General features: G+C 66.4%; 16 protein-coding genes. 9 read left to right on the forward strand and 7 right to left on the reverse strand.

The window, feature by feature from the left end; translation table 11 throughout:
• Window positions 1-12 precede the first annotated feature (12 nt).
• Window positions 13-792 carry a ParA family protein gene (locus C7389_RS07110; RefSeq protein WP_133589765.1) on the reverse strand — a complete coding sequence of 260 codons (780 nt, stop codon included), beginning with the start codon at window positions 790-792 and terminating at the stop codon, window positions 13-15.
• 332 nt (window positions 793-1,124) lie between these two features.
• On the opposite strand from C7389_RS07110, the gene C7389_RS07115 reads away from it, so the two are divergent.
• From C7389_RS07115 to dnaE, 5 genes are all read left to right on the forward strand, one after another.
• A complete protein-coding gene (locus C7389_RS07115) occupies window positions 1,125-3,422 on the forward strand; it encodes an NADP-dependent malic enzyme (RefSeq protein WP_133589767.1) in 2,298 nt (765 codons plus the stop codon).
• A gap of 140 nt (window positions 3,423-3,562) precedes the next feature.
• Window positions 3,563-4,729 (forward strand): phospholipase A, encoded by a 1,167-nt coding sequence (locus C7389_RS07120; protein WP_246034667.1) that lies wholly within the window; start codon window positions 3,563-3,565, stop codon window positions 4,727-4,729.
• A 41-nt stretch (window positions 4,730-4,770) separates the two neighbouring features.
• Complete coding sequence (locus C7389_RS07125; protein ID WP_133589771.1) at window positions 4,771-5,745, forward strand: quinone oxidoreductase family protein; 975 nt, start codon at window positions 4,771-4,773, stop codon at window positions 5,743-5,745.
• Between the two features lie 156 nt (window positions 5,746-5,901).
• Entirely contained in the window at window positions 5,902-7,425 is a 1,524-nt protein-coding gene (locus C7389_RS07130) for a mechanosensitive ion channel (RefSeq protein WP_133589773.1), read from the forward strand.
• Window positions 7,426-7,499: 74 nt separating this feature from the next.
• Complete coding sequence (dnaE, locus tag C7389_RS07135; RefSeq protein WP_133589775.1) at window positions 7,500-10,991, forward strand: DNA polymerase III subunit alpha; 3,492 nt, start codon at window positions 7,500-7,502, stop codon at window positions 10,989-10,991.
• A gap of 24 nt (window positions 10,992-11,015) precedes the next feature.
• On the opposite strand, the gene C7389_RS07140 is transcribed toward dnaE, so the two are convergent.
• From C7389_RS07140 to C7389_RS07155, 4 genes are all read right to left on the reverse strand, one after another.
• On the reverse strand, window positions 11,016-11,315 hold the full coding sequence (locus tag C7389_RS07140; RefSeq protein WP_133589777.1) for an acylphosphatase: 300 nt from the start codon (window positions 11,313-11,315) through the stop codon (window positions 11,016-11,018).
• Window positions 11,308-12,981, reverse strand: a complete 1,674-nt coding sequence (locus C7389_RS07145; RefSeq protein WP_133589779.1) for a SulP family inorganic anion transporter — start codon at window positions 12,979-12,981, stop codon at window positions 11,308-11,310. The genes C7389_RS07140 and C7389_RS07145 overlap by 8 nt, the downstream gene beginning before the upstream one ends.
• A 225-nt stretch (window positions 12,982-13,206) precedes the next feature.
• The gene (metG, locus tag C7389_RS07150; RefSeq protein ID WP_133589781.1) at window positions 13,207-15,360 is read right to left on the reverse strand and encodes a methionine--tRNA ligase; all 2,154 of its coding nucleotides are present in this window, start codon (window positions 15,358-15,360) and stop codon (window positions 13,207-13,209) included.
• A gap of 136 nt (window positions 15,361-15,496) precedes the next feature.
• Window positions 15,497-16,093, reverse strand: coding sequence for an OmpA family protein (locus C7389_RS07155; protein ID WP_246034668.1), 597 nt, complete (start codon window positions 16,091-16,093; stop codon window positions 15,497-15,499).
• Between the two features lie 188 nt (window positions 16,094-16,281).
• On the opposite strand from C7389_RS07155, the gene apbC reads away from it, so the two are divergent.
• The 3 genes from apbC to C7389_RS07170 all read left to right on the forward strand — a co-directional run bounded on the left by apbC (window position 16,282) and on the right by C7389_RS07170 (window position 20,436).
• Window positions 16,282-17,373: an iron-sulfur cluster carrier protein ApbC gene (apbC, locus tag C7389_RS07160; RefSeq protein ID WP_133589783.1), complete on the forward strand. Its 1,092-nt coding sequence runs from the start codon at window positions 16,282-16,284 to the stop codon at window positions 17,371-17,373.
• Window positions 17,374-17,484: 111 nt separating this feature from the next.
• Window positions 17,485-18,051, forward strand: coding sequence for a dCTP deaminase (gene dcd / locus C7389_RS07165; RefSeq protein ID WP_133589785.1), 567 nt, complete (start codon window positions 17,485-17,487; stop codon window positions 18,049-18,051).
• Window positions 18,052-18,189: 138 nt separating this feature from the next.
• Complete coding sequence (locus tag C7389_RS07170; protein WP_133589787.1) at window positions 18,190-20,436, forward strand: arginine/lysine/ornithine decarboxylase; 2,247 nt, start codon at window positions 18,190-18,192, stop codon at window positions 20,434-20,436.
• Between the two features lie 90 nt (window positions 20,437-20,526).
• Here the strand turns inward: C7389_RS07170 and C7389_RS07175 are convergent, their stop codons facing one another.
• The gene (locus C7389_RS07175) at window positions 20,527-21,027 is read right to left on the reverse strand and encodes a dihydrofolate reductase (protein ID WP_133589789.1); all 501 of its coding nucleotides are present in this window, start codon (window positions 21,025-21,027) and stop codon (window positions 20,527-20,529) included.
• Window positions 21,024-21,818, reverse strand: coding sequence for a thymidylate synthase (locus C7389_RS07180; protein WP_133589791.1), 795 nt, complete (start codon window positions 21,816-21,818; stop codon window positions 21,024-21,026). Before C7389_RS07180 ends, C7389_RS07175 begins: the two co-directional genes overlap by 4 nt.
• A 180-nt stretch (window positions 21,819-21,998) precedes the next feature.
• On the opposite strand from C7389_RS07180, the gene C7389_RS07185 reads away from it, so the two are divergent.
• The gene (locus tag C7389_RS07185; protein ID WP_133589793.1) at window positions 21,999-23,393 is read left to right on the forward strand and encodes a hypothetical protein; all 1,395 of its coding nucleotides are present in this window, start codon (window positions 21,999-22,001) and stop codon (window positions 23,391-23,393) included.
• The last annotated feature ends 132 nt before the right edge of the window (window positions 23,394-23,525 follow it).

The raw sequence follows: 23,525 nt of genomic DNA on the forward strand, positions 1-23,525 counted from the left end.
GCAGGCGGCACCTCAGGTGCCGTAACGGGCGGCCAAGGCGTCGTGCAGGGCGACGAACTCCTGCGCCAGCTTGTGACGGGCGTCCAGGTGGATCATCGGCCGCGCCTGCTCGTGGGATTCCTTGATCTTCACCGAGGCGGAGAGATAGGGCGACAGCACCGGCAAGCCCTCGTCTATCAACTCCTGTACCACTTTCTGCGGCAGGCTGGCGCGTGGCTGGAACTGGTTGACCACGATGCCTTCCACCTCGAGGTGGCGATTGTGGTCGGCCTTGATCTCCTCCACGTTCTCCAGCAGCGAGTACAGCGCCCGGCGGGAGAAGTCGTCGCAGTCGAAGGGGATCAGGCAGGCGTCGGCGGCGATCAGCGCCGAGCGGGTGTAGAAGTTGAGGGCCGGCGGCGTGTCGATGTAGACCTCGTCGTAGTCCTCCGCCAGTTCCTGCAGCGCGTCGCGCAGCTTGTAGATCTTGTAGCGCGACTCCAGCTTGCTCTGCAGCTCTTCCAGCAGTGGATGCGAGGGCATCACGTGCAACCCTTCGTAGGGCGAGGCGACGATGAACTCCTCGGTACCTTTGGGGTTCAGCTTGAAGTTCAGCGTCTGGTCGAAGAAGCCGGCCAGGGTCAGCGCCTGCTCGGTATCGGCGTTGCCGAGCAGGTACTGGGTGGAGTTGCCCTGCGGGTCCAGGTCGACCACCAGCGTGCGCTTGCCGCGATGGGCGCTGATGGCGGCCAGGTTGCAGGTAATGGTGGACTTCCCGACGCCGCCCTTCTGATTGAATACCACACGCCGCATAGTTTCCCCCTCGAGTCGTGTGCCCATTGTGCCAAAAAGCCTTGCCGGCGGGATAAGGCTGCCGTGGCCGGGGAGTGCGACGCCGGCCCTGCCGCCCAAGGTTACGCGCCTTGAGCTAAACTGCCGCCTCGTCAGTCATGCCGGTTCTGGCTGTTTTTTCAGTCGGATGGCATGCGGGTTCCGATCGGAACCCGCTCTGCGGCACGGCGTTGTCGGCGCCGACATCAACAATCAGGCTGCGGATGGTCGCAATTGGCGAGGCGACGGTGCGCGCCTATTGTTGCGCCCCACATTACTCATACAAACACCTCACCGTTCCGAGAGGGAAAGCAATGGATCAGGATTTCATCGCCGCGGCGCTGGACTATCACCGTGCGCCGACGCGCGGCAAGATTTCGGTCGTGCCGACCAAGGGCCTCACCAATCAACGCGATCTGGCGCTCGCCTATTCGCCCGGCGTGGCCGCCGCCTGCGATGCCATCGTCGCCGATCCGGCGGAAGCACGCGAGCTGACCAGCCGCGGCAACCTGGTCGCGGTGGTGACCAACGGCACCGCGGTGCTGGGGCTGGGCAACATCGGCCCGCTGGCGTCCAAGCCGGTGATGGAGGGCAAGGGCTGCCTGTTCAAGAAGTTCGCCGGCATCGACGTGTTCGACATCGAACTGGCCGAGAACGACCCGGACAAGCTGATCGACATCATTGCCGCGCTGGAGCCCACGCTGGGCGGCGTGAACCTGGAAGACATCAAGGCGCCGGAGTGCTTCTACATCGAGCAGAAGCTGCGCGAGCGCATGCACATCCCGGTGTTCCACGATGACCAGCATGGCACCGCCATCATCTCCGCCGCCGGCCTGATCAACGGCCTGAAGGTGGTCGGCAAGGACATCGCCAAAGTGAAGCTGGTGTGTTCCGGCGCCGGTGCCGCCGCCATCGCCTGCCTGGACCTGATGGTGGGCCTGGGGCTGAAGCGCGAGAACGTCTATGTGTGCGACTCCAAGGGCGTGATCTTCCACGGCCGCGACGAGAAGATGGAGCCGAACAAGGCCCGCTACGCGCAGACTACCGAAGCCCGCAGCCTGGGCGATGTGATCCAGGGCGCCGACGTCTTCCTCGGCCTGTCCACCGCTGGCGTGCTGAAGAAGGAAATGGTCGCGAAGATGGCCGACAAGCCGCTGATCTTCGCCCTGGCCAACCCGAACCCGGAAATCCTGCCGGCCGACGCCAAGGAAGTGCGCCCGGACTGCATCATCGCCACCGGCCGCTCCGACTTCCCCAACCAGGTCAACAACGTCCTCTGCTTCCCCTTCATCTTCCGCGGTGCGCTGGACGTGGGCGCGACCAAGATCAACGAAGAGATGAAGCTCGCCTGCGTGAAGGCCATCGCCGAGCTGGCCCAGGCGGAGCAGAACGACGTGGTGGCCTCCGCCTACGGCGGCGCCGAGCTGTCCTTCGGGCCGGACTACATCATCCCGCGGCCTTTCGATCCCCGCCTCATCGTCAAGATCGCGCCGGCTGTGGCCCGCGCCGCGATGGAGTCCGGCGTGGCGACCAAGCCGATCGAGGACTTCGACGCCTACATCGCCAGCCTGACCGACTTCGTCTATACCACCGGCATCGTCATGAAGCCGGTGTTCTCCGCCGCCAAGCGCGTCCCGATGGAGCAGAAGCGGGTGATCTACGCCGAAGGCGAGGATGAGCGTGTGCTGCACGCTGCCCGCGTGGTGGTGGACGAGGGCCTGGCGCGTCCCATCCTCGTCGGCCGTCCCAGCGTGATCGAGATGCGGATCAAGAAGATCGGCCTCAACCTGGTGCCAGAGCGGGATTTCGACATCGTCAACCCGGAATCCGACCCGCGCTACCGCGACCTCTGGAACGAGTATTACCGTCTGATGGGCCGCGATGGCGTGACGCCGGAAATCGCCAAGGCCAAGATGCGCCGCGACACCACGCTGATCGGCGCCATGCTGCTGCGCACCGGCGACGCCGACGCGCTGGTGTGCGGCACCTTCGGCACCTACGACTATCACATGCAGCACGTGGTGGACGTCATCGGCCTCAAGGCCGGCGCCAAGCAGTTCGCCGCCATGAACCTGCTGCTGCTGCCCAAGCGCACGCTGGCCATCACCGACACCTATGTGAATGAGAACCCGAGTGCGGCCGAAGTGGCGGAGATCGCGCGCATGGCGGCGGAAGAGCTGCGCCGCTTCGGCATCGAGCCGCGGCTGGCGCTGCTGTCCCACTCCAACTTCGGCAGCTCGCGCTCTTCCTCCGCGCGCAAGATGCGCGAGGCGGTCGGCCTGCTGAAGCAACTGGCGCCGGATCTGGAGTGCGACGGCGAAATGCATGGCGATGCCGCGCTGTCGCCTGAAATCCGCGCCAAGGTGCATCCGGACTCCACCCTGGTCGGAGAAGCCAACCTGCTGGTGATGCCCAACCTGGACGCCGCCAACATCTCCTTCAACCTGATGAAGATGGCCAATGGCGACGGCGTGTCGGTCGGTCCCATCCTGCTGGGCGCGGCCAAGCCGGTGCACATCCTCACCCCGTCGGCCACCGTGCGCCGGCTGGTGAACATCACCGCCCTGGCGGTGGTGGATGCGCAGGAGGTGCGCGCTAGCGCCGCCCGCTGAGCCTCCTCGCTCCGCAATAAGAAAGAGCCCGTGCCGCGTCCTGCGGCGCGGGTTTTTTTGCGCCGCAGGAAACCTGCTGTCACGCCCGTTCCGGGGAGCGCCTGCTACGCTATCGCCACCCCCTACTAAAGAGAATTCTCGTGAAAGATCCGCGAGTTCCCCTCCGCCTGGCCAGGATATTGGCCACCACCTTCGTCGTACTCTCCGCCCCTTCCGCTTTCGCCGCTGACTGGCTGCTCGCCACGCATGAGCCGCGTGTCGTGCCGGGCGAGGTTTTCACCGTCACCGTCGTTGGCGACGGCACAGGTCCGCTGCCGGATACGCTGGCGGCGGTGGTGGAGCTGCCCGGCAATGCGCCGCGCATCGCGGTGCCGCTGGTGGCCAGCGCCGCCGAGGCCGGCGGGCGCCGCGCCTACGCCGCGCGCTGGCCGCGGGAGGTCACCGGCATGGCCGTGCTGGCCCTGCAGGATGCGGCGGCGGCGCGACTCATCATCGATGCCTCGCTCGCCAACGAGGCCCAGTCGCAGCTGGCGGCCCAGAGCGCGGCGCCGGCGGGGGAGTTCATGCGCCAGCCGGCCTCGGCAGAACCGGTGGAGTCCGCGCCGCTGGGCTTCCATGAGCCGATGTACTTCCTGGTCGGCGGCAACCCCAACACCGCCCGCTTCCAGTTCAGCTTCCGCTATCGCCTGTTCGACTCCCACGGCGTCGTTGGCGAGACCTTCCCGGTGGTGCGCGGGCTTTACTTCGGCTTCACCCAGACCTCGATGTGGGATCTGGCTGCCGACTCCAAACCCTTCCACGACACCAGCTTCCGCCCTTCGCTGTTCTACCAGTGGCGCGTCTCCAACCCGCTGGATGGCAACTCGGTGAACCTGCAGGGCGGCTACGAGCACGAGTCCAACGGCAAGGACGGGCTGGAGTCGCGCAGCATAGACACCCTGTTCCTGCGCGCCGACGCCCGCTACTACTTTGCCGACGGCCGCACCTATCTTGGCGTCGCGCCCAAGGTCTGGACCTACCTGGACAAGGACGACAACCCGGACATCACCGGCTATCGCGGCTACGGCGAGCTTGGCCTGCGCTTCGGCCGCGACGACGGCCTGCTGCTGAACGCCCAGCTGCGCCGCGGCACCAAGGGCAAGGGCAGCACCCAGCTGGACCTGTCCTACCCGATCCGCCTGAGCATCTTCTCGGGCGTCGGCGCTTTCGCCCACCTGCAGTACTTCAACGGCTACGGCGAAACGCTGCTGGACTACAACGAGCCGAAGACCGGGCAGTTTAGAATCGGCGTTTCCATCGTCCGCTGAGCCGCCGGGCCGCAGATCCGGTGCTTATCCAGGAGGCAGCCATGACCCACGCGATCCGATTCCACCGTACCGGCGGTCCGGAGGTGTTGCAGTGGGAGGCGGTCGAATTGCCGCTGCCCGCAGCCGGGGAAGTGCGGCTGCGCCAGCATGCGGTGGGCCTCAATTTCGTCGATACCTACTACCGCAGCGGCCTGTATCCGACGCCGCTGCCCTCTGGCATCGGTGCCGAAGCCGCGGGCGTGGTCGAGGCGCTGGGCGAGGGTGTTACCGATCTGCAGGTGGGCGACCGCGTGGCCTACGCCGGCGGACCGCAAGGCGCCTACGCCGAGGCGCGCAACCTGCAGGCGGACCGGCTCGTCCGCCTGCCGGAAGCACTGAGCTTCGAGCAGGGCGCGGCGATGATGCTGCAGGGGCTCACCGCCCAGTACCTGCTGCGGCGCACCTACCGGGTGCAGCCCGGCGACACCGTGCTGATCCATGCCGCGGCCGGCGGTGTCGGCCTGCTCATGTGCCAGTGGGCGAAAGCACTGGGGGCCACGGTGATAGGCACCGTCGGCTCCGACGCCAAGGCGGAACTGGCGGCCGCCCACGGCTGTGACCATCCCATCGTCTACACCCGCGAGTCTTTCCCGGCGCGGGTCAGGGAGCTCACTGGCGGCGAGGGCGTGCCGGTGGTGTACGACTCCATCGGCAAGGATACTTTCATGGACTCGCTTTCCTGTCTGCGGCCGCTGGGCATGATGGTGAGCTTCGGCAATGCTTCCGGCCCGGTCGGCGATGTGGACGTCGGCCTGCTGGCTCGCATGGGCTCGCTGTTCCTGACCCGCCCCAGCCTGTTCACCTACGCCGCCCGGCGCAGCGACCTGCTGGAGATGGCCAGGGAACTGTTCGAGGTGGTGCTGTCCGGCAAGGTGAAGCTGCAGATCCACCAGCGCTACGCCTTGAAGGACGCCGCCCGGGCGCAGGCCGACCTGGAAGCCCGGCGCACCACCGGTACTTCGCTGCTGCTCCCCTGAGCGAGGCTTGCGGCAAGGCCCCGTGGGTGTGCGTGATCATATGTTTGTTGCAAAGTAGTTTGCGCTGGCATAAGTTCGGTCCCTGATCGCGCTGGCGGGGCGGCTGCGCCCGGGGCCGGCGTGGTGACGTCAACCATGCACCGGAGATCAGCACCGATGGAACCGAACACCCTCACCGGCAGCCTGCAGGCCACCCTGGGCGGCCAGTTGCCCGCCATCCTCGCCGCGGTCGCGGTACTCGCGCTGGGCTGGTTCGCCGCCGTCGCCGTGCGCGCCGGCAGCCGTCGACTGCTGCGCCTGGGCGCGCTCAACGACCGCCTGCGCAACGGCACCGGCCATGCGCTGGACGTGGAAACGCCGATCGCCCTCGGCCTTTTCGGTCTGGTCATGTTGGTGACCATCGTCGCCGTGCTCAACATCCTCAGCCTGGAAATGCTGTCGGCGCCCTTTGCCGCGCTGCTGGTCCAGATCACCACCTACCTGCCGCATCTGCTCGCCGGCGTGGTGCTGGCGGTGGTGGCGTGGACGGTGGCCACCGTGCTGCGTGCGATCACCGCCCGGGTGCTGGCGGCGACCACGCTGGACGACCGCCTCGCCGCCGAGGCCGGCATGGAGCCGATGAGCCGCAATCTCGCCAACGTCGCCTTCTGGCTGGTGATGCTGCTGTTCCTGCCGGCCATCCTCGGCGCCTTCCAGCTGGATGGCCTGCTGCAGCCGGTGCAGGGCATGGTGGACCGGGCACTGACGATGGTGCCCAACATCTTCGCCGCCGGCATGATCGGCTTCGTCGGTTGGCTGGTGGCCAGCGTGCTGCGCGGCCTGGTCGCCAACCTGCTGGCCGCGGTCGGCGCCGACCGCCTCGGCGCCCGGCTGGGGCTGGACGCCAGCGTCAGCCTGTCGCGGCTGGCGGGTACGCTGGTGTTCATCTTCGTCTTCGTGCCCAGCCTGATCGCCGCGCTGGACGCGCTGCGCATCGAAGCCATCTCGGCGCCGGCCATCGGCATGCTGGACCAGTTCTTCGCCGCGGTACCGGAGATCTTCGCGGCGGCGCTCATCCTGGCGATCACCTGGTTCGTCGCCCGTTTCGCCGGTGCGCTGGTCGCCCGCCTGCTGGGCGGCATCGGCTTCGACCTGCTGCCGGCCAAGCTCGGCCTGGGCCACGCCTTCGGCCTGGGCCACGCCTCCGGCCTGGGCCACGCCTCCGGCCCTGAACTGACGCCTTCGATGCTGGTTGGCCGGCTGGTGGTGTTTTTCGCCATGCTGTTCGCGGTAGTGGAAGCGGCGAGCCGGCTGGGCTTCGATCAGGTGAGCGGGCTGGTGGAGGTTTTCATCCGCTTTGGTGGCGACATCCTGCTGGGCAGCGTGATCCTGATCGCCGGCTTCTGGCTGGCCAACATCGCCGCCGAGGCCATCGCCCGCGCCAGCGGCGCTCAGGCCGGTGGCCGCTCCGTCGGCCTGGCCCGCATCGCCCGCGTCGCCATCCTCGGCCTGGTCATCGCAATGGGGCTGCGGGCGATGGGCATCGCCGACGATATCGTCAATCTCGCCTTCGGCCTGGGCTTCGGCGCGGTGGCGGTCGCAGTGGCGCTGTCCTTCGGCCTGGGCGGCCGCGAGGCGGCGGGACGGCAGATGGAGTACTGGCTGGCCAAGCTGCGCAAGGACGAGGCCGGCCGCGACTGAGCCGACCTTGCCGGGCCCCGGCCATGGTCCGATGGTCGGGCCGGCCGGGGTGGGGTCGGGTAAAATCCCGCCCCATGAATGCCCCACATCAGCCCCGTTTCGTCCATCTCCGCCTGCACTCCGAATACTCGATCACCGACGGCATCGTCCAGATCGACCAGGCGATTTCCGCCGCTGCCGCCGACGGCATGCCGGCGCTCGGCATCTCCGACCTCGCCAACCTCTTCGGCATGGTCAAGTTCTACAAGGGGGCGCGCGGCAAGGGCGTGAAGCCGGTGATCGGCGTGGACGCCTGGATCCAGAACGAGGTCGAGCGCGACAAGCCTTATCGTGTGCTGCTGATCTGCCGCGACCGTGCCGGCTACGGCCAGCTGTGCGAACTGCTCACTCGCGCCTACCTGGAGAACAAGTACCGCGGGCGCGCCGAGTTGCGCCGCGAATGGTTCGAGGGCGGCGCCGCCAGCGGCCTGCTGTGCCTGTCTGGCGCCATGGATGGCGACATCGGCCACGCCCTGGCCAACGGCAACGCCGACCTCGCCGAACGCCTGGCCGCCGACTGGGCCCGGCTGTTCCCGGATGCCTTCTACATCGAGGTGCAGCGCGCCGGCCACCCTGGCACCGAGACCTACATCCGCCACGCGCTGCAGATCGCCTCCCGGCTGGACCTGCCGGTGGTAGCCACCCACCCGGTGCAGTTCCTCAAGCGCGAGGATTTCCAGGCTCACGAGGCGCGCGTGTGCATCGCCCAAGGCTATGTGCTGGCCGACAAGCGCCGGCCGCGCGACTTCACCGAGGAGCAGTACCTCAAGAGCCAGGACGAGATGTGCGCGCTGTTCGCTGACATCCCGGAGGCGCTCGAGAACGCGGTGGAGATCGCCAAGCGCTGCTCGCTCACCGTGCAGCTGGGCAAGAACTTCCTGCCGCTGTTCCCGACGCCGGATGGCATGAGCCTGGACGACTTCCTGGTGCTGGAAGCGAAGAAGGGGCTGGAGGAGCGGCTGATAGAGCTCTACCCGCATCCGGAGGAGCGGGAGAAGCAGCGCCCGCGCTACGAGGAGCGGCTGAAGTTCGAGACCGACACCATCATCCAGATGGGCTTCCCCGGCTACTTCCTCATCGTGGCGGACTTCATCCAGTGGGGGAAGAACAACGGCGTGCCGGTCGGCCCCGGCCGGGGCTCGGGCGCCGGCTCGCTGGTGGCCTATTCGCTGAAGATCACCGACCTCGATCCGCTGGAGTACGCGCTGCTGTTCGAGCGCTTCCTGAACCCGGAGCGGGTGTCCATGCCCGACTTCGACATCGACTTCTGCCAGGACAACCGCTACCGCGTCATCGAATACGTGCGCGAGCGCTATGGCAAGGACGCGGTGAGCCAGATCGCCACCTTCGGCACCCTGGCTTCCAAGGCGGTGGTGCGCGACGTCGGCCGCGTGCTCGACATGCCCTACGGCCTGTGCGACCGCTTGTCCAAGCTGGTTCCCATCGAAGGCGCCAAGCCGGTGTCGCTGGCGCGCGCCTACGAAATGGAGCCGCAGATCGGCGAGATGATGAAGGACGGCAACGACGGCGAGGCGGTGCAGACCCTGTGGGGCCTGGCCGAGCCGCTGGAGGGCCTCACCCGCGGCGTCGGCATGCACGCCGGCGGGGTGCTCATCGCACCCGGCAAGCTCACCGACTTCTGCCCGCTCTACATCGCCGACGGCGACGACGCCACGCCGGTGTCGCAGTTCGACAAGGACGACGTCGAAGCGGTCGGCCTGGTGAAGTTCGACTTCCTCGGCCTGCGCAACCTGACGATTATCGAGCTGGCGCTGGACTACGTGGAGCGCCTGACCGGCGAGCGGGTCGACCTGATGAGCTTGGGCTTCCAGGACCCGGCCGCCTACCAGATCCTGAAGGACGCCAACACCACCGCGATCTTCCAGGTGGAATCGGACGGGATGAAGAAGCTGCTGAAGAAGCTGGCGCCCGACCGTTTCGAAGACATCATCGCGGTACTCGCGCTCTACCGCCCGGGCCCGCTGGGCTCGGGCATGGTGGACGATTTCATCCTGCGCAAGAAAGGCCAGCAGGAGATCGACTACTTCCACCCCGACCTCAAAGCCTGCCTGGAGCCGACCTACGGCGTCATCGTGTACCAGGAACAGGTGATGCAGATCTCGCAGATCATCGGCGGCTACACCCTGGGTGGCGCCGACATGCTGCGCCGCGCGATGGGCAAGAAGAAGCCGGAGGAGATGGCCAAGCACCGCGCCACCATCGCCGACGGCGCCAAGCAGAAGGGCTACGACCCGGCGCTGGCCGAGCAACTGTTCGACCTGATGACCAAGTTCGCGGAGTACGGCTTCAACAAGTCGCACACCGCCGCCTACGCGGTGGTCACCTACCACACCGCCTGGCTGAAGGCCCACCACTGTGCCGCCTTCATGGCGGCCACCATGTCCTCCGACCTGGACAACACCGACACCGTCAAGATCTTCTACGAGGATACCCTCGTCAACAAGATCGCCATCCTGCCGCCGGATGTGAACGAGTCCGACTACCGCTTCGTGCCGGTGGACCGCAAGACCATCCGCTATGGCCTGGGCGCGGTGAAGGGCTGCGGCGAGCCGGCGGTGCGCGCCATCATCGCCGCCCGCGGCAGGAAGCCTTTCCACGACCTGTTCGATTTCTGCGAGCGGGTGGACCGCCGCCTGGTGAACCGCCGGGTGGTCGAAGCGCTGATCCGCGCCGGCGCCATGGATCCGCTGGAAGGCCACAAGGGCCGCGACCGCGCCCAGCTCATGGCCACCGTGCCGCTGGCGATGGAGGCCGCCGAGCAAGCCGCCGCCAATGCCATGCAGGGCGGTCTGTTCGACATGGTGCCGGAGGCGGCCGGCGCGGCGGTGGAGTTCGTCAGCGTCCGCCCTTGGAGCGAGCGCGAGCGGCTGAAGGAAGAGAAGATCGCCATCGGCTTCTTCCTTTCGGGCCATCCGTTCAACGCCTTCAAGGCCGAGGTGCGCCGCTTCGTCCGCCGTACCCTGGCGCAGATCGAGCCCTCGCGCGACCTGGTGATGATGGCGGGCGTGGTAATGGAAGCGCGGACCAAGATGGGCAGCCGCGGCAAGATGACCTTCGTGCAACTGGACGATGGCACCACGCCGCGGGAGATCGCAGTGTATTCGGAGGTGCTGGAGGCCAACCGCGGCAAGATCGTCACCGACGAAGTGCTGGTGGTGGAAGGCAAGGTCAGCAACGACGAGTTCTCCGGCGGCTACCGCATCATCGCCGACAAACTGCTGACCCTGGGCGAGGCACGCAGCCGCTTCGCCCGCGCCCTTAACCTCAGGCTGAACGGCGAGGTGGGCGAGGCCGGCGGCCCGGCCGCGGCGGCGGACCGGCTGCAGAACCTGCTGGCGCCTTTCCGCGACGGCACCTGCCCGGTGCAGGTGCGCTACCGCAATGCCCACGCAGAAGCGGATCTGCCGCTGGGGCGGGCGTGGCGGGTGCGGCTGGAGGAGAACCTGCTCGACAGCCTGCGCGAATGGCTGCCGCCGAACGCGGTCGAGATCGACTATCCGTCCTGACGCGGGCGGCTTGCCGTTCGCTTTTCAGTAGGTGGGGCGCACGCCGAAAGGTCCGGCGGGCGCTTCCTCGGCGGCCGGGCTGCAGGCCACCTCGGCCACCTTCGCCGCCGGCGGGCCGGAGCGGCTCCATTCCACGAAGCGCTCCACCGCCTCTTCGCTGCCGGCAACCAGTGCTTCCACGCTGCCGTCGGCGCGGTTGCGCACCCAGCCCTGCAGGCCCAGCCGCAGGGCCTCGGCCTGGGCGGCGGCACGGTAGCCCACGCCCTGCACCTTGCCACGGACCCTCAGCACCAGGCTGGTCGCAGGCTTGGAATGATCAGGCATAGGAAACCTCGGCGGCGGGCGGCTGTACCTGCCGCGCGCGGGCGACGGCGGCAGCGAGATCGGTGGCAATGTTGTCCGCCCCCAGCCGCTCGCTGAAGCCGGAGCGCTGCACCAGCGAGCCGGGCTGGGGATTGAGGCCGCACAGGATCAGCTCCGCGCCGCGCTTGTGCAGGTTGCGGTGCAGCGTCTGCAAGATGTCTAGGCCGGTGGTGTCGATGTTGATCACCTTGTCCAGGTCCAGGATCACCACCGCCGGATGCCCATCCTGCATCAGCAGCAGGTTCTCCAGTTTGTTGGCGGCACCGAAGAACAGGCTGCCGAACAGGCGGTAGGCGAGGATGCGCGGCGTGCCGTCGCTGGCGTTCCCGCCATCGATCTGGATGCGTTCGATGCGGGTGAGGTCGGACATGCGGTAGATGAAGAACAGGCTCGCCAGCACCATGCCCAGTTCCACTGCCAGCGTCAGGTCGAACACCACGGTGACGAAGAAGGTGCCGAGCAGGATGGTGCGGTACTGCACCGAGTAGCGGCGCAGCTCGGCGGGCGCGAAGGCGTGCCATTCGCCCATGTTGATCGCCACCACCACCACGATGGCCGACAGCGTGGCCAGCGGAATGGCGCTGGCCAGCGGCGCCAGCACCAGCACCACTGCCAGCAGCACCAGCGCGTGGATGGCGCCGGCCACCGGCGTGCGGCCGCCGGTGCGGATGTTGGTGGCGGTGCGGGCGATGGCGCCGGTGGCGGCGAAGCCGCCGAACAGCGGCGCGGCGATGTTGGCGATGCCCTGCGCCATCAGCTCCTGGTTGGGATCGTGGCGGTCGTCGATCTGGCTGTCGGCCACCCGCGCAGACAGCAGCGATTCGATCGCGCCCAGCAGGGCGATGGTGAGCGCGGGCGCGATCAGCTTGCCCAGGGTGCCGAGGGAGAGCTCGGGCAGGGCGATGGCGGGGAGGTCGCGCGGGATGCCGCCGAAGCGGCTGCCTATGGTGTCCACCGGCAGGCTGAACAGCGCGTTCAGCGCGGTCATGATCACCAGCGCCGCCAGCGGCCCCGGCATCCGGCGCATCCAGGGCGTGCGGGCGGCGCGCCGGTTCCAGGCCAGCAGCAGCAGCAGCGAGGCGACGGCGACCGCCACCGTCGGCAGGTGCAGCGTCGGCAAGGCATCGATCAGCGCCTTCATCTTGCCGAAGAACTCGCCTGGCAGATTGGCGATCTGCAGGCCGAGGAAATCCTTGATCTGGGAGAGGAAGATCACCACCGCGATGCCGTTGGTGAAGCCGATGACGACCGACAGCGGGATGAAGCGGATCATGCTGCCGAGGCGGAAGGCGCCCATGGCCAGCAGCATGGCGCCGGACATCATGGTGGCGATCAGCAGGTTCTGCACGCCATAGTCGACGACGATGGCGTAGATGATGGGGATGAAGGCGCCGGTGGGGCCGCCGATCTGCACCCGCGAGCCGCCGAGCACCGAGATGAGGAAGCCGGCGACGATGGCGGTCCAGATGCCGGCCGCCGGGCTGAGGCCGGAGGCGATGGCAAAGGCCATGGCCAGCGGCAGCGCAAGTACGCCGACGGTGATGCCGGCCGATAGATCCTGGCTGAAGCTCGCCCTGCCGTAGCCGGGCAGGGTGTCAAGCAGTCTGGGGCGAAAGGAAATTTTCATGGCGTCTCCACAGCGGGTTTCCGGTTCGGTGCGTGCCCAGGCGGGCGGCTGGCGGAAACGCCCGGCCCGGTCGGGTTCGCTGCTGCACGATCCAGCGCTTGGAAGGCGTCAGTGGCATTTCCGGGTTCCGGGGAGACGGATGGGAAGGAGAGGGACAGGCGTGGAAAAACGAGCGCCCATTGTTCGCCTCGCCGGCCGCCTTGTCCAGCGGCCGGCGGGCGCGGTTTACTTCACCCGCATGCCGGGCGTGGCGCCGCTGTCGGGCGACAGGATGTAGAGGCCGCCGGTGTGGCCCTCCGGATCGGAGGCGGCCAGTACCATGCCCTCGCTCAGGCCGAACTTCATCTTGCGTGGCGCGAGGTTGGCCACCATCACGGTCAGCCGGCCGACCAGTGTGGCCGGGTCGTAGGCGGACTTGATGCCGGCGAACACTTGGCGCGGTTTGGGCGCGCCGGCCTCGTCGGTTTCGCCGATGTCCAGTTGCAGGCGGATCAGCTTGTCGGCGCCCTCCACATGCTGGGCGTCGACGATGCGGGCGATGCGCAGATCGACCTTGGTGAAGTCGTCGATGCTGATGTGGCCCGCGTCGGCGGCAGCTTTTTCCGCCTTGGCGGCCTTGTCGGCGTTTTCCGCTTTCCCGGTCTTGGCCGTTGCGGCGGTGGCTGCGGGGGCGGCCGGTGCCAGAGAGTCGCGGTTGGCTTCCAGCAGGGCGTCCACCTGCTTGCGCTCGACCCGCGTCATCAGGTGCTGATAGGGCTGGATGCGGTGGCCGGCCGGCAGTGCCTGCCAGCCGGCCTGCCAGTTCAGCGGAGCGATGGCGAGGAAGGCTTCGACCTGGGCGGCCAGCGCCGGCAGCACCGGCTTGAGGTAGAGGGTGAGGTCGCGGAACAGCGTCAGCGCGGTGCTGCAGACTGCATGCAGCTTCGCTTCCTGGCCTTCCTGCTTGGCCAGTTCCCAGGGCTTGTGGTCGTTCACATACTGGTTGGCGACGTCGGCCAGCCGCATGATTTCGCGCAAGGCGCGGCCGTAGTCGCGTTCCTCGTAGGCGCGGGCCACTGTCTCGGCCTCGAAGGCGGCCTGGAATTCGGCGGTGGCGGCGGCATCGCTGGCGCCCAGCACGCCGTCGAAGCGCTTGGCGATGAAGCCAGCGCAGCGGCTGGCGATGTTGACGAACTTGCCGACGAGGTCGGAATTGACCTTGGCGATCATGTCGTCGAGGTTAAGGTCCACGTCTTCCATCGTGCCGTTGGACTTGCTGGCGAAGTAGTAGCGCAGCCACTCGGCGTTGAGGCCCTGGTCGATGTAGGAGCGGGCGGTGATGAAGGTGCCGCGGCTCTTGGACATCTTGGCGCCGTCCACGGTCAGGAAGCCGTTCACGCACAGCTGGCTGGGCGTGCGGTAGCCGGCGAATTGCAGCATGGCCGGCCAGAACAGGGCGTGGAAGTAGAGGATGTCCTTGCCGATGAAGTGCACCAGCTCGGTGCCGGCGGCCTCGGCGCGGGTGGCCTCGATGAAGTCCTCCACCGCGATGCCGCTCTTGCGGTCGGCGAGGTTGCGGAAGCTGGCGAAGTAGCCGATGGGCGCGTCCAGCCAGACGTAGAAGTACTTGCCGGGCGCGCCGGGAATCTCGAAGCCGAAGTAGGGGGCGTCGCGGGAAATGTCCCAATCGGACAGGCGGTTGTCGCCTTCCTCACCCAGCCATTCCTTCATCTTGTTGGCGGCTTCGGCCTGCAGGCGGCGCTGGCCGGCGGCGTTGCTGCCGCGTGTCCATTCGCGCAGGAAGCTGGCGGCGCGGGGATCGGAGAGGCGGAAGAAGTAGTGTTCCGAGGTCTTCATCACCGGCTTGGCGCCGGACACCGCCGAGTAGGGGTTCTTCAGCTCGGTGGGCGTGTAGGCGGCGCCGCAGACCTCGCAGTTGTCGCCGTACTGATCGGCTGCGCCGCACTTGGGGCACTCGCCCTTGATGAAGCGGTCCGGCAGGAACATTTCCTTGACCGGGTCGTAGAACTGTTCGATGTCGCGGGTTTCGATCAGGCCTGCCTGCCGCAGCCGGCCGTAGATTTCCTCGGCGTAGGCGCGGTTTTCGGGGCTGTGGGTGGAGTGGTAGTTGTCGAAGGCGACGCCGAAGTCGGTGAAGTCGCGCAGGTGCTGGGTATGCACCCGGGCGATCAGCTGTTCCGGCGTGATGCCTTCCTTTTCGGCCCGCAGCATGATGGGCGTGCCGTGGGTGTCATCCGCACAGACGTAGTGCACCTCGCTGCCGCGCATGCGCTGGAAGCGAACCCAGATGTCGCCCTGGACGTAACCGACCAGGTGACCGAGGTGGATGTCGCCGTTGGCGTAGGGCAAGGCGTTGGTGACGAGGATCTTGCGGGACATGATGGGGCCGGGAAACGGGGAAAAGCGCGAGTTTAGCAAACGCGCCCGGGCCGCCGGCGGCGGTCGGGCGCGTTTTGTGCGTCCACGTGCCCGCTGCGGCGCGGCCCAGGCCGGCGCCGTGGCGGGCGTGGATGCATCAGGGCATGGCGCGCAGGTAGATCTCCACGCGGCGGTTGCGGGCGCGGCCGGGTTCGCGGGCGTTGTCGGCGATCGGCTCGGCTTCGCCCTTGCCGTCGGAGCTCAGGCGTTCCAGCCCCAGGCCCTGGCTGCGCAGGTATTCGGTGACCGCCTCGGCGCGGGAAATGGAGAGCTTGAGGTTGTACATCTCGCTGCCGATGCTGTCGGTATGGCCGACGACATGGATGGCGACGCGCGGGTAGGCGGCCAGCGGGGCGACCACTGCGTCCAGCATGCGGGTGAGCGGCTGGCGCGGCACGGCCTTGCCGGAATCGAAGCCATTGCTCACCGGGAGCCGCAATTGCAGGCCTTCGGGGGCGGGGCTGATCTCCACGTCGGGCACGCCCTTGAGGGCAGTGGCGAGGTCGGTGCGCAGGGTGTTCCAGTTGACCGTGCTGGCGCCGTTGGCGGTTGTGGTGGCGGTGCGCGGTGCGCTGCCGGTGCTGGGCGCGGCGCCGCTGCCGCGCGCGGCTTGTGGGTTGCCGGCCGGCGGTGTGGCGGCGCAGGCGCAGAGCAGCATGGCGAGGCAGGCGGGAAGAAGCTTGGATCGGATCATGGTGTCTCGAGTGGTGTTGTGCGTACGGAACATTGGCGCGGAAGCCCTTTGCTTACCTTGGCGACCCTTTTTCAGGATAGGTAAAACCCCGCGGCGACGGTGGGTGAGGCGCGGGAAGCGGTCCGGTATGATGCGGTCCGTTCCCGCCTGCTTGCTCCCGGGCGGCGCGATTATCGAGGAAAACCGACATGAGCTTGTCTCAGGAAACCGTAACAGAAGCGCTGAAATCCGTAATTGATCCAAACACAGGCAAGGACCTGGTGAGCACGCGCTGCATCCGCAATCTCACCGTGTCGGGCGCCGACGTGCGCTTCGAGGTGGAACTGGGCTATCCGGCGAGAAGCCAGCACGAGCCCATTCGCGCCCAACTGCAGCAGGCGCTGGCCGGCCTGCCGGGGCTAGGCAAGGTGGATATCGAGGTGCACAGCCGAGTGGTGGCGCACGCGGTGCAGCAGGGCGTGAAGCTGCTGCCGGGGGTGAAGAACATCGTGGCCGTGTCGTCTGGCAAGGGCGGTGTCGGCAAGAGCACCACCGCCGCCAACCTGGCGCTGGCGCTGGCCGCCGAGGGCGCGAGGGTGGGTATCCTGGATGCGGACATCTATGGCCCTTCGCAGCCGCAGATGCTGGGCATAGGCGGTCGCCGGCCGGAAACCCGCGACGGCAAGACCATGGAGCCGCTTGAGGCGCTCGGCCTGCAGGCGATGTCCATCGGTTTCCTGATCGACACCGACACGCCCATGGTGTGGCGTGGCCCGATGGCCACCCAGGCGCTGAACCAGATGCTGAAGGAAACCGCCTGGAAGGACCTGGACTACCTCATCATCGATATGCCACCGGGCACCGGCGACATCCAGCTGACGCTGTCGCAGAGCGTGCCGGTGACTGGCGCGGTGATCGTCACCACACCGCAGGACATCGCCCTGCTGGACGCGCGCAAGGGCCTGAAGATGTTCGAGAAGGTAGGCGTGCCCATTCTCGGCGTGGTCGAGAACATGAGCATGCACATCTGCTCCAAGTGCGGCCACGAAGAGCACATCTTCGGGACCGGCGGCGGTCAGAAGCTGTGCGCCGACTACGGCATCCCCTTCCTTGGCGCGCTGCCGCTGGACATCCAGATCCGCCAGGAGGCGGATGGCGGCCTGCCGACGGTGGCGGCGGAGCCGGATGGCCGCATCGCCGCCATCTACAAGGAGATCGCGCGCAAGGTCGCGGTGCGCATCGCCGAGAAGGCGAAGGACATGACGCACAAGTTCCCCAATATCGTCATTCAGAACACCTGATCACCCGCAAGCGGGCAATGCTTGGCAGCCGCTTTCGGTCTGCCGGTCATTGCCCTACACTACGCGGATTTTTCGCGGCCGCCAGGCCGGCAAGTCAGGAAAGCGCGCCCGATGTCCATCAAGTCCGACAAGTGGATCCGCCGCATGGCGGAGCAGGAAGGCATGATCGAGCCCTTCGCTCCGGAACTGGTGCGCACCAGCGAGGGCGAGAAGATCGTTTCCTACGGCACCTCGAGCTACGGCTACGATGTGCGCTGCGCCAACGAATTCAAGATCTTCACCAACATCAACTCCACCATCGTGGACCCGAAGGCCTTCGACGAGCGCAACTTCGTCAATTTCACCGGCGAGGTCTGCATCATCCCGCCGAACTCCTTCGCCCTGGCCCGTACGGTGGAGTACTTCCGCATCCCGCGCAGCATCCTCACTGTCTGCCTGGGCAAGAGCACTTATGCGCGCTGCGGCATCATCGTGAACGTCACACCGCTGGAGCCGGAGTGGGAAGGTCATGTGACGCTGGAGTTCTCGAACACCACGCCGCTGCCGGCGAAGATCTACGCCAACGAGGGCGTGGCGCAGATGCTGTTCTTCGAATCGGATGAAGTGTGCGACACCTCCTATCGTGACCGGGGCGGGAAATATCTCGGTCAGACCGGTGTCACCCTGCCCAAAATCTGACCGGGCAGAGGGGATCAGGAGACAGGATCGGGGGGCCGGGTATCCGGCCCCCTTGTGCTTTCCGGTAACGCGAAAGCAAACATGGGGCGGGTAACATGCCCGCCGGCCTGCAAGGGCACGCCGCTGGAGAACTGAAGGATGCGATTCCACTTTCCCATCATCATCATCGACGAGGACTTCCGCTCGGAGAACACCTCCGGGCTGGGTATCCGCGCGCTAGCGAAGGCCATCGGCGATGAAGGCATGGAAGTGCTGGGGGTGACGAGCTACGGCGACCTCACCTCGTTTGCCCAGCAGCAGAGCAGGGGCTCTGCCTTCATCCTGTCGATAGACGACGAGGAGTTCTCCTCGCCGGAGGCCTCGGCCAAGGCGATCGCCGACCTGCGCGCCTTCGTCGAAGAGATCCGCTTCCGCAACGCCGACATTCCCATCTTCCTCTACGGTGAAACGCGCACCAGCCGCCACATCCCCAACGATGTGCTGCGGGAGATGCACGGCTTCATCCACATGTTCGAGGACACACCGGAATTCGTCGCCCGCTACATCGTGCGCGAGGCCAAGAATTACCTCGAGTGCCTGCCGCCGCCGTTCTTCCGCGCGCTGACCCACTATGCCGCCGACGGCTCCTACTCCTGGCACTGCCCCGGTCACTCCGGCGGCGTCGCCTTCCTGAAGAGCCCGGTCGGCCATATGTTCCACCAGTTCTTCGGCGAGAACATGCTGCGGGCGGATGTCTGCAATGCGGTGGACGAGCTCGGCCAGCTGCTGGACCACACCGGCCCGGTGGCCGCCTCCGAGCGCAACGCAGCGCGTATCTTCAACTGCGACCACCTGTACTTTGTCACCAACGGCACCTCCACCTCGAACAAGATGGTGTGGCATACCACGGTGGCGCCGGGCGACATCGTGGTGGTGGACCGCAACTGCCACAAATCCATCCTCCACTCCATCATCATGACCGGCGCGGTGCCTGTGTTCCTGACGCCGACGCGCAACCACTACGGCATCATCGGCCCGATCCCGCTGCAGGAGTTCTCGATGGAGAACATCCAGAAGAAGATCGAGGCCAACCCCTTCGCCCGCGAGGCCAAGAGCAAGAAGCCGCGCATTCTCACCATCACCCAGTCCACTTACGACGGCGTGGTGTACAACGTCGAGACCATCAAGGAGATGCTCGACGGCCGGATAGACACCCTGCACTTCGATGAAGCTTGGCTGCCGCACGCCGCCTTCCACGACTTCTATGGCGACTACCACGCCATCGGCGCTGACCGCCCGCGCTGCAAGGAGTCCATGGTGTTCTCCACCCAGTCCACCCACAAGCTGCTGGCCGGCCTCAGCCAGGCCTCGCAGATCCTGGTGCAGGACTCGCAGACCCGCATGCTGGACCGCGACATCTTCAACGAGGCCTACCTGATGCATACCTCGACCTCGCCGCAGTACGCGATCATCGCTTCCTGCGACGTGGCGGCGGCGATGATGGAGCCGCCGGGCGGTCCCGCGCTGGTGGAGGAGTCGCTGATGGAGGCGGTCGAGTTCCGCCGCGCGATGCGCAAGGTGGACGCCGAGTTTGGCTCCGAGGACTGGTGGTTCAAGGTCTGGGGGCCGGACTACCTCGCCGAGGAAGGCCTGGGCGAACGCGAGGACTGGATGCTCAACGCCGGCGAGCGCTGGCATGGCTTCGGCGATCTCAGCCCCGGCTTCAACATGCTGGACCCGATCAAGGCCACCATCATCACCCCGGGGCTGGACATGGATGGCGACTTCGCCGACCACACCGGCATCCCGGCCGCCATCGTCACCAAGTACCTGGCCGAGCACGGCATCATCGTCGAGAAGACCGGCCTGTACTCCTTCTTCATCATGTTCACCATCGGCATCACCAAGGGGCGCTGGAACACGCTGGTGACCGAGTTGCAGCAGTTCAAGGACGACTACGACCGCAACCAGCCGCTGTGGCGGGTGATGCCGGACTTCATCGCCAAGCATCCGCGCTATGAAAAGGTCGGCCTGAAGGATCTCTGCGCCCAGATCCACAGCTTCTACAAGGCACACGACGTGGCACGGCTCACCACCGAGATGTACCTGTCGGACATGGTGCCGGCGATGAAGCCGGCGGATGCCTTTGCCAAGATGGCGCACCGCGAGATCGAGCGAGTGTTCATCGACGAGCTCGAAGGCCGGGTCACCGCGATGCTGGTGACGCCCTACCCCCCGGGCATCCCGCTATTGATCCCAGGCGAGCGCTTCAACGCGACCATCGTCCGCTACCTGCGGTTCGCGCGCGACTTCAACGCCCGTTTCCCCGGCTTCGAGACCGACATCCACGGTCTGGTGAAGGGCGAGGACGGCCGCTACGCGGTGGATTGCGTCCGCGCCGACTGAACGGCCGTTCGCTCCCAAGAAAAAGGGCCGCAAGTGCGGCCCTTTCTTGTTTGCTCCCGAGCGTTTCCTGCAGGTGCGTGGGATGACGCGTCAGCCCTTGCGCTGATACTCGACGATGTCGAAGGCGAACTCGTTGTCCGCATCCGCTGGGATGTATTCGCGGCTCAACTCTATATAGGCAGTGCGGTCCAGGGCCGGAAAATGCGCGTCGCCTTCGACGTCCGCCTGCACTTCGGTGAGGATCAGGCGCTGAGCCTGATCCAGCAACTGCAGGTACAACTGCGCGCCGCCGATCACGAACAGGGTCTGATCTGCCGGCACCGCGGCAATGGCGGCTTCCGGGCTGGGGAAGAGTTCGGCGCCCTGGGCCCGGTAGCCGGCGTCGCGGGTGACCACCAGATTGCGCCGGCCGGGCAGGGGGCGGCCCAGCGACTCCCAGGTCTTGCGCCCCATCAGGATCGGGTGCCCCAGCGTTCTGGCCTTGAACCGTGCCAGATCCGTCTTCAGGCGCCAGGGCAGGGTATTGTTCCGGCCGATGACACCGTTGCGGGCAACCGCGGCCAGCAGCACGACCTCCGCTTCTCTCGTCATACCGCCACCGGTGCCTTGATGTGAGGGTGAGGATCGTAGCCTTCCAGCACGAAGTCCTCGTAGTGGAAGGCAAAGATATCCCTGTTCTCCGTCGCAATGCGCAGTGTGGGCAAGGCGCGTGGCTCCCGGCTCAACTGTTCCCGGGCCTGCTCCAGGTGGTTGAGATACAGGTGGCAGTCGCCGCCCGTCCATACGAAATCGCCGGGCGCCAGATCGCAGGCCTGCGCAACCATATGCGTCAGCAAGGCGTAGGAGGCAATGTTGAAGGGCACGCCGAGGAAAATGTCCGCGCTGCGCTGATACAACTGGCAGGATAGCCGGCCGTTGGCCACATAGAACTGGAACAGCGCGTGGCAGGGCGGCAGCGCCATGCCTTCCACCTCGCCGGGATTCCAGGCGGAGACGATGTGGCGGCGGGAGTCCGGATTGCGCTTGATGCCCTCGATCAGGCGGGCGATCTGGTCGATGCTACGCCCGTCGCTTGTCTCCCAGCGTCGCCACTGCTTGCCATAGACGGGGCCGAGGTCGCCGTTCTCATCCGCCCATTCGTCCCAGATGGAGACGCCGTTGTCCTTCAGGTAGCGGATATTGGTATCGCCCCGCAGGAACCACAGCAGTTCGTAGACGATGGAGCGGGTGTGCAGCTTCTTCGTCGTCAGCAGGGGAAAACCGTCTTCCAGGTGGAAGCGCATCTGCCAGCCAAAGACCGATAGCGTGCCGGTGCCGGTTCTATCGGTCTTGCGATCGCCGTGCTCCAGCACATGACGCATCAGTTCAAGGTATTGCTTCATCGCATCGCCCGACCAAAACGGCGATTCTACCTCCGCTCGTGTGCCGCTGACCGAGCGTCCCGGGGACTGCAGATCGTGGACCGTCCCTCTCTATGCGAGGGCCATGTGCTACTCTCCCGCGACGGAGAGGGCCGGCGGCTTGGCGGCCCGGGCGGTGCAAGCTGGGGGATGGAGGGGGCGGTGAAAGACGCAAATGTCGCAGGTAACGGCCGAGGCAGCGCCTTCGATTTCACCTTGACGCATGGGGTGCGCTCAAGTGACGCGCTTGAGCGCTTGTCGGTCCTGAGCGAGGATTTGAAAGCGCTTCAGTTTTCCAGCACGCCGAGCAGCCGGGAGATTCAGCATCTCTATGCGCTGGATGATGAACTGCGCCGCGCCGTAAGCCAGGTTCTGTCTGCGCCGGATGAAACCGAACTTCCAGTGCTTGACCGCGTGGAAGGCGTACGCAGCGCTCATGTGGTCCTGTTCGACGCCTATCGTTCCCTGGCACACAGTACCGGCCGCGCGGCTGATCCTGCGTTTCTGACCCGCTATTCGGCTGCGGGTACCGAGAGAATCAAGTGGCACGGCCACGCCCGCCATATCCCGGATGAAGTCGTGTGGAGTGAAATCGGGGCGTTGTTCGCGTCCACCTTGAACGCGGGGGCAGGCATGGTGGTAGGCCATGACGAGGGCGTGCGCCAGGAGTATCTCCGCGCGCTGGGTTTTCACTCCGCCGCGCTGGAGCAACTCTCCTTGCCGGTCTTCCTGGCGGTGGACAGGTTGGTGAGCATAGCGCTGCCCTTCCTCGTATTGGTCAGGGAGCCGCTGCCCTGCGTCTGCTATGTAATAGATCCGCTGAATGCACCACTGCCGAGGCGCTCCACGCGGCCCGGGTCTGCCCAGGGATGGTTCTTCTCATCCGCCGCTGCACTGGAGTTGCTGGCCGAACTGGCCGAGCAACTGCGCCAAGGTGTTCTGCCGGCAGGACTCGACGACGGCAACTTCCCTACGCTGACGTGGCTCACGGCAGTCGTGCATCTTCAGCGTCACTGGTCTCCGTCCCCGCCCCTGCGGCGCTTTCGCAGGCATTCCGTGGCCGCTCACTTGTTGGTGGTGTCTGGCTTCGACGCAGTCGTGAAAGTTTTCGACTCCGACGTGCTGGACGTGGGGCCCGACGTCTGGGTGATCCGGGACCTGAGCCGGGGGGGCGTCGGGGCGGCTATCGATGACCCTGCTGCCAGCGCTCCTGAACTGGGTAGCTTCCTCGCCGTCCGCCCCCAGGATGGAGATAGCTGGCATCTCGGAATCGTCCGCAGGGTCCGTCGCAATGAGAGCGGGGTGGAGATAGGCGTCGAAACGCTATCCCAGCGGCCCTTCTTCGTCAGCGCGGACGACGGCAGGGCGCCCTTGAAGGTATTCCTATGCGATCAGCCCCTCAGAGGGGAGGCCGTGCGGGTTATTGCTGGAGCAGGGGCGCTGCAAGTGGCCACCCCGCTTTTCATCACTTCAGAGGGCGCGATTCAAAAGCTCAAGCCTCTCGATATCTCATTGAGCGGTGAGGGGTTCGATCTGCGTGTTTATCAGGTGCTGTAGAGCGTTGCGGACTGATCGGAAATTTTTTGGTTTTGAGGGTTGACGGTATTTGTGTGGTGTCTATAATGCGCACCTCTTCAGCGCTGCAGCGGAACGCGGCGGAGCTGAAAGGCTTGAGAAGCAAGGCGTTCT

Source organism: Azoarcus indigens (genome assembly GCF_004361735.1).
GTDB classification, from domain to species: domain Bacteria; phylum Pseudomonadota; class Gammaproteobacteria; order Burkholderiales; family Rhodocyclaceae; genus Azoarcus; species Azoarcus indigens.

Bases quoted from the DNA above. Each gene is read 5' to 3' on its own strand.
- C7389_RS07110 (WP_133589765.1), bottom strand. From the start codon at position 792: ATGCGGCGTGTGGTATTCAATCAGAAGGGCGGCGTCGGGAAGTCCACC.
- C7389_RS07115 (WP_133589767.1), top strand. From the start codon at position 1,125: ATGGATCAGGATTTCATCGCCGCGGCGCTGGACTATCACCGTGCGCCG.
- C7389_RS07125 (WP_133589771.1), top strand. From the start codon at position 4,771: ATGACCCACGCGATCCGATTCCACCGTACCGGCGGTCCGGAGGTGTTG.
- C7389_RS07130 (WP_133589773.1), top strand. From the start codon at position 5,902: ATGGAACCGAACACCCTCACCGGCAGCCTGCAGGCCACCCTGGGCGGC.
- dnaE (WP_133589775.1), top strand. From the start codon at position 7,500: ATGAATGCCCCACATCAGCCCCGTTTCGTCCATCTCCGCCTGCACTCC.
- C7389_RS07140 (WP_133589777.1), bottom strand. From the start codon at position 11,315: ATGCCTGATCATTCCAAGCCTGCGACCAGCCTGGTGCTGAGGGTCCGT.
- C7389_RS07145 (WP_133589779.1), bottom strand. From the start codon at position 12,981: ATGAAAATTTCCTTTCGCCCCAGACTGCTTGACACCCTGCCCGGCTAC.
- metG (WP_133589781.1), bottom strand. From the start codon at position 15,360: ATGTCCCGCAAGATCCTCGTCACCAACGCCTTGCCCTACGCCAACGGC.
- C7389_RS07155 (WP_246034668.1), bottom strand. From the start codon at position 16,093: ATGATCCGATCCAAGCTTCTTCCCGCCTGCCTCGCCATGCTGCTCTGC.
- apbC (WP_133589783.1), top strand. From the start codon at position 16,282: ATGAGCTTGTCTCAGGAAACCGTAACAGAAGCGCTGAAATCCGTAATT.
- dcd (WP_133589785.1), top strand. From the start codon at position 17,485: ATGTCCATCAAGTCCGACAAGTGGATCCGCCGCATGGCGGAGCAGGAA.
- C7389_RS07170 (WP_133589787.1), top strand. From the start codon at position 18,190: ATGCGATTCCACTTTCCCATCATCATCATCGACGAGGACTTCCGCTCG.
- C7389_RS07175 (WP_133589789.1), bottom strand. From the start codon at position 21,027: ATGACGAGAGAAGCGGAGGTCGTGCTGCTGGCCGCGGTTGCCCGCAAC.
- C7389_RS07180 (WP_133589791.1), bottom strand. From the start codon at position 21,818: ATGAAGCAATACCTTGAACTGATGCGTCATGTGCTGGAGCACGGCGAT.